This is a genomic window from Sphaerisporangium sp. NPDC049002 (assembly GCF_040649355.1).
Lineage (GTDB): Bacteria > Actinomycetota > Actinomycetes > Streptosporangiales > Streptosporangiaceae > Sphaerisporangium.
On sequence record NZ_JBEZFH010000121.1, the window covers coordinates 1 to 13069 of the forward strand.

General features: G+C 72.6%; 8 protein-coding genes. 4 read left to right on the plus strand and 4 right to left on the minus strand.

Features of this window, described 5'->3' with window-relative positions; genetic code table 11:
* A partial coding sequence (locus AB0B89_RS22735; protein ID WP_358556153.1) for a PHB depolymerase family esterase occupies positions 1-1272 on the plus strand: 1272 nt, incomplete at its 5' end.
* Between the two features lie 217 nt (positions 1273-1489).
* Here AB0B89_RS22735 and AB0B89_RS22740 read toward each other — a convergent pair.
* On the minus strand, positions 1490-2677 hold the full coding sequence (locus AB0B89_RS22740; protein WP_358556156.1) for a TIGR03118 family protein: 1188 nt from the start codon (positions 2675-2677) through the stop codon (positions 1490-1492).
* 398 nt (positions 2678-3075) lie between these two features.
* On the opposite strand from AB0B89_RS22740, the gene AB0B89_RS22745 reads away from it, so the two are divergent.
* On the plus strand, positions 3076-3939 hold the full coding sequence (locus AB0B89_RS22745) for a ribonuclease activity regulator RraA (RefSeq protein WP_358556159.1): 864 nt from the start codon (positions 3076-3078) through the stop codon (positions 3937-3939).
* Positions 3940-3961: 22 nt separating this feature from the next.
* Here the strand turns inward: AB0B89_RS22745 and AB0B89_RS22750 are convergent, their stop codons facing one another.
* The 3 genes from AB0B89_RS22750 to AB0B89_RS22760 all read right to left on the minus strand — a co-directional run bounded on the left by AB0B89_RS22750 (position 3962) and on the right by AB0B89_RS22760 (position 7629).
* Positions 3962-4657: a GntR family transcriptional regulator gene (locus tag AB0B89_RS22750; protein ID WP_358556193.1), complete on the minus strand. Its 696-nt coding sequence runs from the start codon at positions 4655-4657 to the stop codon at positions 3962-3964.
* A gap of 76 nt (positions 4658-4733) precedes the next feature.
* On the minus strand, positions 4734-6458 hold the full coding sequence (gene araD / locus AB0B89_RS22755; protein ID WP_358556162.1) for an L-arabinonate dehydratase: 1725 nt from the start codon (positions 6456-6458) through the stop codon (positions 4734-4736).
* A gap of 52 nt (positions 6459-6510) precedes the next feature.
* On the minus strand, positions 6511-7629 hold the full coding sequence (locus AB0B89_RS22760; RefSeq protein WP_358556165.1) for a hypothetical protein: 1119 nt from the start codon (positions 7627-7629) through the stop codon (positions 6511-6513).
* A gap of 275 nt (positions 7630-7904) precedes the next feature.
* Between AB0B89_RS22760 and AB0B89_RS22765 the strand changes: the two genes are divergently transcribed.
* The gene (locus AB0B89_RS22765) at positions 7905-11369 is read left to right on the plus strand and encodes an indolepyruvate ferredoxin oxidoreductase family protein (protein ID WP_358556168.1); all 3465 of its coding nucleotides are present in this window, start codon (positions 7905-7907) and stop codon (positions 11367-11369) included.
* A gap of 66 nt (positions 11370-11435) precedes the next feature.
* Positions 11436-12902 carry a glutamate--cysteine ligase gene (locus AB0B89_RS22770; RefSeq protein WP_358556171.1) on the plus strand — a complete coding sequence of 489 codons (1467 nt, stop codon included), beginning with the start codon at positions 11436-11438 and terminating at the stop codon, positions 12900-12902.
* Positions 12903-13069 lie beyond the last annotated feature (167 nt).

Below are 13069 nucleotides of genomic sequence, written 5' to 3' on the forward strand. Positions count from 1 at the left end.
CCCGCGTCGCTGACCGAGGTGACCGGCTTCGGCAACAACCCCAGCGGCCTGAGGATGCACATGTACGTGCCGGACTCGGTGGCGGCGCGGCCTGCCATCGTGGTCGCCGTGCACTACTGCACGGGCTCCGGCCCGGCCTTCTTCTCGGGAACGGAGTTCGCCTCCCTCGCCGACCGGTACGGGTTCATCGTCGTCTACCCGTCCGCGACCAGAAGCGGCAGTTGCTTCGACGTCTCCTCGCCGCAGGCGTTGAAGCACGACGGCGGCAGCGATCCCGTGGGCATCGTCTCGATGGTGAAGTACGTCGAGCAGCACAACAACGGCGATCCCGATCGGGTGTTCGTCACCGGCGCGTCCTCGGGCGCCATGATGACCAACGTCCTGCTGGGCGACTATCCGGACGTGTTCAAGGCCGGTGCGGCCTTCATGGGCGTGCCGTTCGGATGCTTCGCCACCACCGACGGCTCCAGCTGGAACAGCGCGTGCGCCAACGGCACCATCACCAAGACCCCGCAGCAGTGGGGCGACCTCGTGCGCGGGGCCTACCCCGGCTACAGCGGCGCCCGTCCCCGGATGCAGGTATGGCACGGCACCGAGGACCCGACCCTCCGCTACCCGAACTTCCAGGAAGAGATCAAGCAGTGGACCAACGTCCACGGTCTCACCCAGACGGCCTCGCTGACCGACCACCCGCAGCCGACCTGGACCCGTACCCGCTACGGCGGCAACGGCACCATCGTCCCGGTCGAGGCGATCAGCGTCCAGGGGGCCGCGCACACCCTGCCGGCGAGCGGCATGGCCGCGGCGGCCATCCAGTTCTTCGGTCTCGCGGGCGGGGTCACGCCCCCGCCGACTCCACAGACGACCCCGTCGGCCACCCCGTCGGGCACGCCCCCGCCGACCCCGCAGACGACCCCGTCGGCCACGCCCACCGTCAGCCCGCCTCCGGCCTCGGGACCCTGCCGCGTCACCTACACGATGAACACCTGGAACACGGGGTTCACCGCCGAGGTCACCCTCGCCAACACCGGCACCACCCCGATCAACAGCTGGTCGCTGGCGTTCACCCTGCCAAGCGGGCAGGTGGTCACCTCCGCGTGGAACGCCACCGTCTCACCGTCCAGCGGCCAGGTCACCGCGAAGAACGTCAGTTACAACGCGACCATCGCGCCGGGCGCCTCGACGGGGTTCGGCTTCCAGGCGACCCACACGGGTAACACCGGCAAGCCGGCGTCCTTCACCCTCGGCGGCGTGAGCTGCGCCATCGGCTGAGCTGACCGCCCGCCCGGCACGCGGAAGCCGGGGGACGCCGGACAACCCCCGGAGAGCGGGATGTCCGAACGACCGAAAGCCGGCTGCGGGGCGCGCCACCCCGCAGCCGACTTCCGCTCATTCGGGCGGGTCGTGCTGAACTGTTGGAAAGATGTGAATCCTCTGTTTCAAGGAGCCCTCTGAGTGAGTGTCCCGGTGGTCGCCCACCCCCTTCTGGCTAGTACGAAGAGTTGGAGGAGGAAGTCGGTGAGGCGGTCGGCGAGGCCGACGCGCTCGGAGAGGAGGACGGTGTGGCGGTGGTGTTCGCGGCGTCCGCGGGCATGATCAGGCCGACCAGGCCGTGCTGGGCCTTCTGGATTCCGGCGGAGAACCACAGGGCGTTCTCGCCACCGCTGGCGGCGGTTCCCTGCTCCAGGTCCCACAGGCCCTCGATCGCGATGGCCTTGCCGTCGGCCTTGCGGAGCGGGCCGAGGTAGCGGCCGTTCCTCGGGTTGTAGGCGTTGATCCAGCCGTCACCGAAGTTGCCGACGAGCAGCGCCCCGGCGTACTGGCCGAAGCCCTGCGGTGCGGCGATCATCGCCCAGGGGGCGTTGAGCGCGCCACGGGCGGCGACACGGGCGGTCAGCCGGCCGGAGGCGTTGAACCGGCTGATGAAGCCGAGGCCCTTGCCCGCGATCGACTTGCCGGTCTCCGGGTCCCGCTTGGCGTAGGCGACGTAGACGGCGTTTCCGACGATCTCCACGTTGTAGGCCGAGTAGCCGCGGGGGAGGCCGCGGTCCACGAAGGCCCACCTCGACAGCCGTACGCGGCTGAAGTCGTCGTCGAAGACGTGGATCCGGTTGTGGGCGAAGTCGGCCGCGAGGAGGAAGGAGCCGTGGTTGGTCCGCATCATCGCCAGGCCCTTGTAGTCGGCCTTGCGGGTGAACGCCGCGATGATCGCGCTGCCCGGGTTGACCTCGGCGTTCCAGCCGGTGATGGCGCCGCTGGGGCTGGCGAAGATGAACGTCGCCGGGCCAGAAACGCCCTTGCTGGAGATCTCGAAGCCCTCCTCACCGTTGAAGACCTGGCCGGTCGGCGTGCCGCCGGGGATGGCGACCTCGGTCTTCTCCTTGGTGAGCTGGCTCGCCCCGCCCGAGTACACGGTCGCCGAGCCGGTGCCCGCGTTGGAGACCCACAGCGTCTTGCCCATGGCGAGACCCCAGGGGTTGACCAGCTTGGGGTCGGTGACGTCCGCCTTGCCCGCCACGTCCGAGATCAGGGGGAGCTCGGCGAATCGCGTGTTGGTGTGAGTGGTGGTCTTGGTGGACTCCTTGGACTGCGTGGACTCAGCGTGCGCCGGGATCGTGCCGGTGGAAATGCCCAGGACGAGTGCCGCAGCGCAGAGCGTGACGATGCGTGGCCGCATCAGGCCTCCTATGTCGTCTGCATGTGCGTACGGACGGAGGTACGCGGCGCTCTGAGACCCGGTTCAAACCGATTTCAATCTCTTCGTGAGCCCCGCTCAGCACGGTCGGCTCGGCCGGTACGGGCGGCCGGGCCAGGGCCGGCGAGGCGGTGGGCGTCCTCGGCCGCGGGCCGTACGGCGAGGCGCTGCTCGACCTCGCCGGACCGACCAGGGACGTGATGATGTACTGATATACCAGATCTCAACAGCCCACGAAGGGGAGATCTCGATGGTGGATGACGTCAGGCGGGCGCTCGCGTCGGTGGTGACCGTGCCGGTGACGCCGTTCGACGGGCTCGGGCAGGTCGACGGGCCGGCGTACGCCACTCTGGTGGCCCGCGGCTCCCGGTCGGCGCGTCATGACCGATCGGGCCGGACCGCAGGCCGAGACCCCCGTAGCAAAGCCGCAGGCCGATCCGACCGGACAGGAGGCGAGGGCCGGGACGCCCGGGGACGCGGGACACGTCGAGAAGTCCGGGAGGGCGGGACAGGTGGAGATGGCAGGGGAGATCGGGGCGGAGGTGTTCGACGCGCTGCGGAAGGTGTCGACGGCGACGGTGACCACGCAGCTGTTCGCGCGGGGGCTGCGCAACACCTTCCTCGCCGGGCTGCGCCCCCTCAACCCGGCGCACACGCGGATGGTGGGGGAGGCGTTCACCCTGCGCCACATCCCCGCGCGCGAGGATCTGGACGTGCTGTCGGTGTTCAGGGACTACGACCACCCGCAGCGGCTCGCGGTCGAGTCGGTCGGCCCGGGGCAGGTGCTGGTCATGGACTGCCGGGGCCAGACCCGCGCGGCGTCGATCGGCGGCATCCTCGCGACCCGCCTGCTGCGGCGCGGCGCTGCCGGGCTGGTCACCGATGGCGCGGTGCGCGACTCGCCGTACTTCGCCGAGCTGGAGCTGCCGGCCTTCGCCGCCGGGGTCTGCGCGACCACCAACCTCGCGCGCCACCACGCCGTCGACCTGCAGGTCCCCATCGGCTGCGCCGAGGTGCCCGTCTACCCCGGCGACATCATCGTGGCCGACGCCGAGGGCGTCGTCTGCGTGCCCCGCCACCTCGCGGCGCAGGTGGCGCGCGACGCCCTGGAGCAGGAGCGCCTGGAGGACTTCATCCAGGCGGAGGTGGCGGCGGGCGCCCCGCTGCGCGGCACCTATCCCCCCGACGAGGACACCCTCCGCCGGTACCGCGACACCCTCCCCGGCGGTGAAGGCGCAGGCTGAACCGAGCACGGCCCCCACCGGCTCAGGTGCGGCGCCGGGCCGGGTTCTCGACGGGGTCGCGGGACAGGTGGGTCACGGAACGCTTGATGTGCGCCCTGGTCAGCCGCTCGGCCAGGGCGGCGTCGCCCGACCGCGCGGCGGCGAGGATGGCCTCGTGCTCGGCGAACTCCTCCCGCCAGGTCGGCCAGTGCCTCCACAGCACGGTGACGGTGCCGACGGCGGTGAGGTCCTGCAGGTTGTCCAGCTGAGCGGTGACCAGCTCGTTGTCGCAGCCGGAGTAGAGCGCGCGATGGAAGCGCCGGTTGGCCAGGCTCAGGGAGGTCGGGTCGTCCCCCGACAGCAGCTCACGGGCCCCCTCCAGCGCCTCTTGCGCGTCGCGTACGGTCTGCGGGCGGGCCGTCCGCGTGGCGCCCGCCACCGCCCACGGTTCGAGGAGCAGGCGGAGCTCCTGGGCCTTACGCAGGTCGGCGGCGTCCAGCACCCGTACGCTGACCCCGCGGTTGGGACTGATCACGACGAGGCCGGTCGAGGCGAGCCCGATGAGGGCCTCCCGCACCGGGGTCTTGGACACGCCGAGCTGCTCGGCGAGCCGGCGCTCCACCAGCGTCTCGCCGGGTCTGATCCGGCCGGACAGGATGGCCGCCCGGATCGAGTCGGCGACCAGATCGGTGCGCGTGGTCGCCCTCGCGACCGGCCGCAGGACCGGATCGTCTGCCATGTTGTACACCGGTATATCGTCGCGCACCTTCACCCCCGCCGCCCACGCCGTCCCCCGCCGCGAGCCGCCCCGCGTCTCACTCCGTGTCGGGTTCGGGGGCGCCTCCGCTGCCGGCGAGGAAGTCGAAGTCGCAGCCCTCGTTCGCCTGCAGGATGTGGGCGTCGTAGAGCGAGCCGTACCCGCGCCGGAACACCGTCTCGGGAGGCCGGAAGGACGCGCGGCGTCGTGCCAGTTCCTCCTCGGGGACGTCGAGGGACAGGCGCCGGGCCCCGACGTCCACGGTGATCGGGTCCCCGTCCCGTACGAGGGCGAGCGGGCCGCCGACGTGGGACTCCGGTGCGACGTGCAGCACGCAGGCGCCGTAGCTGGTGCCGCTCATGCGGGCGTCGGATATGCGCAGCATGTCGCGCACCCCCGTCTTGAGCAGCCGGTCCGGTATGGGGAGCATGCCGTGCTCGGGCATCCCTGGGCCTCCGCGCGGTCCCGCGCCGCGCAGCACGAGCACCGAGTCGGCCGTGATCGGCAGGCTCTCGTCGTTGATCCGCCGCATCAGGTCGCGGTGCCCGTCGAACACCATCGCGGGCCCGGTGTGCTTGAGCAGCCGGGGGTCGGCGGCGACGTGCTTGATCACCGCGCCGTCCGGGGCGAGGTTGCCGCGCAGGACGGCGAGGCCGCCCTCGGCGGACAACGGGTTGCCGCGCGTCCTGATGACCTTGTCGTCGAACACGGCCGCCCCGTCGAGCACCTCGCCGAGGGTGTGTCCGGTGACGGTCGGCCGGTCGAGGTGGAGCAGGTCCGTGATCCGGCTCAGCAGGCCGGGCAGGCCGCCCGCCAGGTAGAAGTCCTCCATGACGTACGTGCCGCTCGGCCGCAGGTCGGCGAGGACGGGAACGCGCAGGGAGGCCGCGTCGAAGTGGTCGAGCGCGAGCTCGACGCCGCTGCGGCGGGCCATGGCGACGAGGTGGATGACGGCGTTGGTCGAGCCGCCGAGGGCCAGCACGGCGGTGACGGCGTCCGCGTACGCCTCGGCGTTGAGGATCGCCGACGGGCGCAGGTCCTCCCACGCCATCTCGACGACGTGCCTGCCGGTCGCGGCGGCCATCCGGTTGTGGGCGGAGGCCACCGCGGGGATGGAGGCCGCGCCCGGCAGCGTCATGCCGAGCACCTCGGCTACCGAGGTCATGGTGGAGGCGGTGCCCATCGTCATGCAGTGGCCGGGGGAGCGGGCGATGCCCTCCTCGACTCCGCTCATCTCGGCGTCGCCGACGAGCCCCGCCTGCTTGTCGGCCCAGTAGCGCCACATGTCGCTGCCGCTGCCGAGGACCTCGCCGCGCCAGTTGCCGGGGATCATCGGCCCCGCCGGCACGAAGATCGCCGGGAGGTCCATGCTGATGGCGCCCATGAGCAGGGCCGGGGTGGTCTTGTCGCACCCGCCCATGAGCACCGCGGCGTCCACGGGGTAGGACCGCAGGACCTCCTCGGTCTCCATGGCGAGCAGGTTGCGGTAGAGCATGGTCGTCGGCTTCTGGAAGGTCTCCGACAGCGACATCACCGGCAGCTCCACGGGGTACCCGCCCGCCTGCCACACCCCGCGCTTGACGTCCTGCGCCCGCTCGCGCAGGTGGATGTGGCAGGGGTTGAGCTCGCTCCAGGTGTTCAGGATGCCGATGACGGGCCTGCCCAGGTGCTCCTCGGCGGACAGGCCGAGCTGGCGGGTCCTGGCGCGGTGGCTGAAGGACCGGAGACTCTCGGTGCCGTACCACCGGTGGCTTCTCAACCGCTCAGGCGTCAGACGCTGCATTGGTCACCACCTCGTATCCTGATATATCACGATATCGGGGGGTGGCCTGGTATCAGAGGACGGCAGCGCGGGTGGCGTCGGCGAGGAGGCCGTGGCGCGAGGGCCCGGCGAGGCCCGCGTGGTAGAGGTGGATCTCCTGCGCTCCCGCCTCGGCCAGCCGCCGGACGTGCGCGGTGGTCTCCTCGGGCCGTACCGGAGGCAGCACGGTCACGTAGGCGCCGACCGCCACCTCCTCGGGCAGCATGTGGTGCGCGAGCCGCACCCTGTCGGGGGACTCGGGACCCGTCGGCCAGCACTGCACCACGACGATGTCCACATCCTTGCCCGCGTGCGGAGTGAGCCCGGGGTTGGCGCCGGTGGCCCACGGGTCGGGACTGGCGTGCAGGCCGACCTTGAGCCCGGGGAGCGCCTCGACGACCTGGTGGCGCAGCTCGTCCGCCGCCTCGTGGCGCACGGCCAGGAGCGTGGCCGTCATGGCGGGGTCGAGGTCGTGCTCGTGGGACCGTACGGCGGCGCGCAGGTCGCGCACGGCCCGCTCGGCGTCGACGCCGCGCTCGGTCCAGGCGGCCTGGCAGGCCGCGCAGCAGCAGACCGACAGCATGCGCCGGGCCCGCGCGTCGTAGGCGCCGTCCGTCTTGTCGTGGTGGCCACCGTGGTCGGCCCCGAGCTGCCCGCAGGCCTCCAGGAGCACTCCGGCGAGCGGAAGATCGCGTACGGCCTCGGCGGCCAGCGTGGCGGCGTACTCGCGCACCTCGGCGTGCGAGGGGCACAGCGCCCAGGGATAGGGCTGCCCGAAGCAGTTGACCACGCCGACGTCCGGATGCGCCTCGCCGAGGCGGGAGTTGTGCGTGAGCACGATCCAGGCCGTCACCGGGACCCCGGCGTCGGTGAGGGTGCGCGCGGCCGTGCCGAAGGAGTCGGGCTCGTCCATCCAGCCGGCAGTGGCCGGCACCAGGCGCCTGCCCGCCCATGCCTCCTCGCGGACGGGCCGGTAGAGCGCGGAGTGCCTGGCGTCGAGATAGGCCCGTTCGGGATGCCAGGGAGTCGCGGCCCTGACCGTGTGGTAGCTCGCGGCGAGGTTCACCCCGTCGCAGCCGAGCGCCTGCACCCGTCCGGTGAACAGCGGATCGCCGATCACGTCCCACGGGTAGGCGTGCACGAGCACGCGCATTGCCACCGCCTCCCCACGAGGGGCCCTCACCCAACAAATGGCGTTGTCCAGGCATACCGACTCGGGTGGGCGGAGTCAATGGCTTCAGGTGATCGCGTTCTCACTCCGCGCGGCCACCGGCGCCCGCGTCGAGCGGGAACAGGCTTTCGGCGGACCTCCGTCCACCCTGTCAAGGGCCTTCGGCTCCAAGAACCGCGTACGTTTCTGTCGATCATCCGATTCGCCTGCGGGACGATCAGGAGGATCGTGGATGTAACGAATTCAAGGAGGCGCACGTGGATTTCCGGCTCAAGGACCGGTACGGCCGCAAGGAAGGCCGTGTCCACCTGACCGGCATCCAGGCACTGGTGAGGCTCCCGCTCGACCAGCGGCGGCGCGACCGGGAGGCGGGGCTGGACACGGCGGGGTTCGTCTCCGGCTACCAGGGCTCGCCGCTGGGCGGCTACGACCTGGAGCTGGGACGCAACCGCGCGCTGCTCGACGAGCACCAGGTCCTCCACCGGCCGGGGCTCAACGAGGAACTGGCGGCCACCTCGGTCGGCGGTACGCAGACCGCCGCGACCCTCGCGGGCTTCCGCCACGACGGGGTCTTCGGGATCTGGTACGGCAAGGCCCCCGGCCTCGACCGCGCCACCGACGCCATCAGGCACGCCAACCTGGCCGGCACCCACCGCCACGGTGGGGTGCTCGCGCTCGTCGGGGACGACCCGGTGTCGAAGTCCTCGACCGTGGCCTGCGCCTCCGAGGCGGCGCTGGCCGACCTGCTGCTGCCGATCCTCTACCCGGCCGACCCCGCCGACATCCTCGACCTCGGCCTGCACGGGTTCGCCCTGTCCCGGCACAGCGGCCTGTGGGCCGCCATGAAGATCGTGACCAACGTGGCCGACGGGTCGGCGACCGTGGAGCTTCCCGCCGAACGGCCGTGGCCGGTGCTGCCCGACGTGGAGCTCGACGGCCGGCCGTACCGCCACGTGCCGACCACGCGCATGCTGAACCCGGTCCCGCTGGAGCTGGAGCGCTCGGCGCACCTCGCCCGGCTGGAGATCGCCCGCGCCTACGGCCACGAGAACGGGCTCAACCGCGTCACGGCCGGGCGGTCGGGCGACACGATCGGGCTGGTGGCGGCGGGCAAGACCTACCTCGACCTGCGGGAGGCGCTCGCGATGCTCGGCCTCGCGGACGACGAGCTGGAGCGCCGGGGGATCCGCCTGCTGCGCCTCGGCATGCCCTGGCCCCTCGACGGCCGCACGGTCAGGGAGTTCGCCGAGGGGCTCCGGGAGATCGTGGTCGTCGAGGAGAAGCGCTCGTTCGTCGAGCAGCAGATCAAGGAGCTGCTGTACGCGACTCCCGGCCGTCCCGCCGTCCTCGGCAAGTCGGACGAGGACGGCCGCGCGCTGTTCCCCATGGGCGGCGAGCTGGGACCCGACCTGATCGCCCGCAGGCTGGCCCGGCGCCTCGGCGTCGAGCCGCCGCCGCGTGCGCGCAGGGAGTCCATCCAGCTTCTCCCCGTCATGCCGCGCACGCCGTACTTCTGCTCGGGGTGCCCGCACAACCGCTCCACCAAGGTGCCCGAGGGCACGCTGGTGGGCGCCGGCATCGGCTGTCACACCATGGTCCTGTTCATGGACGAGTCGCAGGCCGGCGAGGTCAGCGGGCTCACCCAGATGGGCGGCGAGGGCGCGCAGTGGATCGGCATGGAGCCCTTCCTCGACCGCGACCACCTCGTGCAGAACATCGGCGACGGCACCTTCCTGCACTCCGGCAGCCTCGCCGTACGGGCGGCGGTGGCGGCGGGCAGCCGCATCACCTTCAAGCTGCTGTACAACTCGGCGGTGGCCATGACCGGAGGCCAGCGGGCCGTTGGCGGCATGGCCGTCCCCGAGATCACCCGCCTGCTCGCCGCCGAGGGCGTACGGAAGATCATCGTCACGACCGAGGACCCGGCCCGCTACCGGGGCGTACGGCTCGCGGCCGGGGCCGAGGTCTGGCACCGCGACCTGCTGGACCGGGCGCAGGAGACGCTGGCCGCCGTCGACGGCGTCACCGTGCTCGTACACGACCAGGAGTGCGCGGCAGAGAAGCGGCGCAAGCGACGGCGCGGCAAGGCGGTGGCCCCCGCGACGCGGGTGGTCGTCAACGAGCGGGTCTGCGAGGGCTGCGGCGACTGCGGGGCGAAGTCCAACTGCCTCTCCGTGCAGCCGGTGGAGACGGAGTTCGGCCGCAAGACCCGCATCCACCAGGCGAGTTGCAACGTCGACTACTCCTGCCTGGACGGCGACTGCCCGTCCTTCCTCACCGTCACCCCGGCCGGGGACGCCCGCGAGCGCAAGCCGAGGGCCGCCCGGCTGTGGGAGCCGCCGGAGGAGGCTCCAGAGCCGGTGCCGAGTGTGCCGGCCGACCGGTTCGCCATGCGGATCACCGGGGTCGGCGGTACGGGCGTGGTCACGCTCGCCCAGATCATCTCGGTCGCGGCGACGCTCGACGGCAGGCACGTCAGGAGCCTCGACCAGACGGGCCTGGCGCAGAAGGGCGGCGCGGTCGTCTCCGACGTCAAGATCACCACCGAGCCGGCCGAGGAGTCCAACAAGATCGCCGAGGGCGGCTGCGACCTCTACCTCGCCGCCGACCTGCTCGTCGCGGCCGACGCGGCCAACCTCGCCGTGGCGTCGCCCCTGCGGACGGTCACGGTGCTCTCCACGGCCGAGGTCCCGACCGGCCGCATGGTCGCCGACCCGGGCCTGGCCTTCCCCCGGGCCAACGACGTGGTGGACCGCGTGGTGTCGGCATCCCGGGGCGAGGACTCCGTGGTGATCGACGCGCAGGAGCTCGCCGGGCGGCTGCTCGGCGACGACCAGCACGTCAACCTGGTCCTGCTGGGCGCCGCGTACCAGGCCGGGGCGCTGCCCGTCTCCGCCGCGTCGCTGGAGCGCGCGATCGAGCTCAACGGCGTCGCCGTGGCGGCCAACATGCGGGCCTTCCGGCTCGGCAGGCACGTCGTCCACGCCCCCGGGGACCCGGGCCTCCTGGCCTCGCCGCCCGGCGAGCCGGCCGGCACGCCCGTGACGCCCGGCACCGAGGCCGAGGCGCTGATCGACATGGTCAAGGCCGAGCCGGGAAGCGAGCTCGAACGGCTCGTCACCGTGCGCGTGCCCGAGCTGATCGCCTACCAGGACGCCCGCTACGCCGAGCGGTACGCCCAGCTCGTCGGGCGGGTCCGGGAGGCCGAGGCGGCGGTGACCGGGGAGACCACGCTGGCCGAGGCCGTCGCGCGGCACCTGCACAAGCTGATGGCCTACAAGGACGAGTACGAGGTCGCGCGGCTCTGCCTGGACCCGGCGGTCCAGGCGGACATCGACGAGCGCTTCGGGGCCGGCGCGAAGGTGCGCTGGCGCCTGCACCCGCCGCTGCTGCGGGCGATCGGCCTGCGCCGCAAGATCTCCCTCGGGCCGTGGTTCCGCCCGGCGTTCCGGCTCCTGTACGCCATGCGCGGCCTGCGCGGGACCCCCTGGGACCCCTTCGGCCACGCCCACCTCCGTAAAGTCGAAAGAGGGCTCGTCGAGGAGTACGCCGCCCTGGTCGAGGAGTGCGTATCAGGGCTCACCGCCACCACGCACGAGCGGGCGGTGGAGCTGGCCGGGCTGCCCGACCTCATCCGGGGGTACGAGCAGGTGAAGCTCGCGGGCGTGGAGCGCTACCGCGAGCGGCTCGCCGCGCTCCGCGAGGCACGCGCGCCGAGGTAGGAGGCATGAAACGGGTTCCCCGGGAGAGGGAGGGGGAGACCGGGACCTGCACCTGTGGGGGAAGCGATGGGACAGCAAGTGGCCAAGGAGCGGTTCTCCGAGGCGGAGTACGGGCGTTTCGGGGAGCGCCTGAAGGACTCCCTCCTGGCGCTTCGCGAGCTGCTGACCAGGCCCGCGTTCGGCGCCGGGCCCGCGACCGTCGGCGCCGAGCTGGAGCTCTTCCTGATCGACGGGGACGGCCGCCCGCTGCGCCGCAACAAGGAGGTCCGCGCGGCGGCGGGGGACGACCGGGTGGTCCTGGAGCTGGGCAGCTTCAACCTGGAGGTCAACCTGACCCCCCTGCCGCTGGCCGGGCGGCCCTTCACGGCTCTGGCGGCCGAGGCGCGCGACCTGATGCTCCTGGTCGACAAGGCCGCCCGCTCGCAGGGCGGCCGGGTGGTGCCCATCGGCATCCTGCCCACGCTCAGCGAGTTCGACTTCACCCGCGACGCCTTGAGCGACGAGACCCGCTACCGGGCGCTCAGCCGGGGGATGCGGCGGGTGCGCGCCGAGCCGTTCCGCGTCCAGATCCACGGCGTCGAGCGCCTGGAGCTGGAGGTGGAGGACGTCATCCTGGAGAGCGCCAACACCTCCTGGCAGGTGCACCTGCGCACGCCTCCCGCCGACTTCGCGCGCGTGTACAACGCCGCCCAGCTCGCCATCGGCCCGGTGCTCGCGGTCAGCGGCAACTCCCCGTCCTTCCTCGGCCGCGATCTGTGGGAGGAGACCCGCATCGCGCTGTTCGAGGCCTCGGCGGACGACCGTGACATGGAGCGCCCGTGGCGGGTGGACGGCCGCGTGTGCTTCGGCTCAGGCTGGGTCGTGAGCGGCGCTGAGGAGCTGTTCGAGCTGAGTGTCCGCGAGTACGAGCCGGTCATGCCCGTGATGGACGACGAGGACCCGCTCACGACCGTACGGGGCGGTGGCGTGCCCCGGCTCGCGGAGCTGCGGCTCCACCAGGGCACGGTGTGGCAGTGGAACCGGCCCGTCTACGACCCTGCGGGCGGCGGGCACCTGCGCGTCGAGCTCCGCGCCCTGCCGGCCGGGCCCACCTGCGCGGACATGGCGGCCAACGCGGCGCTCCTGCTCGGGCTCGTGGTCGCGACGGCGGCCGGGCCCGACTGGATCGAGGGGTTCCCCTTCGCCGACGCCTACCGCAACTTCTACCGCGCCGCCCGCAACGGGCTGGACGCCACGCTCGCCTGGCCGGGACGTACGGACCCCGCCCCGGCCGCGGAGCTGGTCCTCGGACTGCTGCCGGTGGCCGCGGAGGGCCTGGCGGCGGCCGGGGTGGACGACGCCGAGGCGTCCAGGCTGCTCTCGATCATCCGTGAGCGCGTCGTGCTGCGCCGCACCGGAGCGGTCTGGCAGCGCGAGGCGCTGGCCGCGCTGGGAGAGGAGCCGGGCGCCCGGGCGTCCATGCTGGCGCGCTACCGCGACCTGGCCTTCACCGACCAGCCGGTGCACACCTGGCCGGCCCCGCTCCGGTTCTGAGCGGGGTGCCCTGACGTCACCGGCCGGGCCCGCTCCGGTTCTGAGCGGGGTGCCCTGACGTCACCGGCCGGGCCCGCTCCGGTTCGTGGCGGATGACCTGACGTCACCGGCCGGGGCCCCTCCCGGGCGGAGCGGGCGGCCGGGCGGCACCGGGGGGGGGGGTCGCC

Coding starts and splice junctions, on each gene's coding strand:
- AB0B89_RS22760 (WP_358556165.1), bottom strand. CDS start 7,629: ATGCGCGTGCTCGTGCACGCCTACCCGTGGGACGTGATCGGCGATCCG.
- AB0B89_RS22740 (WP_358556156.1), bottom strand. CDS start 2,677: ATGCGGCCACGCATCGTCACGCTCTGCGCTGCGGCACTCGTCCTGGGC.
- araD (WP_358556162.1), bottom strand. CDS start 6,458: ATGCAGCGTCTGACGCCTGAGCGGTTGAGAAGCCACCGGTGGTACGGC.
- AB0B89_RS22770 (WP_358556171.1), top strand. CDS start 11,436: ATGGGACAGCAAGTGGCCAAGGAGCGGTTCTCCGAGGCGGAGTACGGG.
- AB0B89_RS22745 (WP_358556159.1), top strand. CDS start 3,076: ATGACCGATCGGGCCGGACCGCAGGCCGAGACCCCCGTAGCAAAGCCG.
- AB0B89_RS22750 (WP_358556193.1), bottom strand. CDS start 4,657: ATGGCAGACGATCCGGTCCTGCGGCCGGTCGCGAGGGCGACCACGCGC.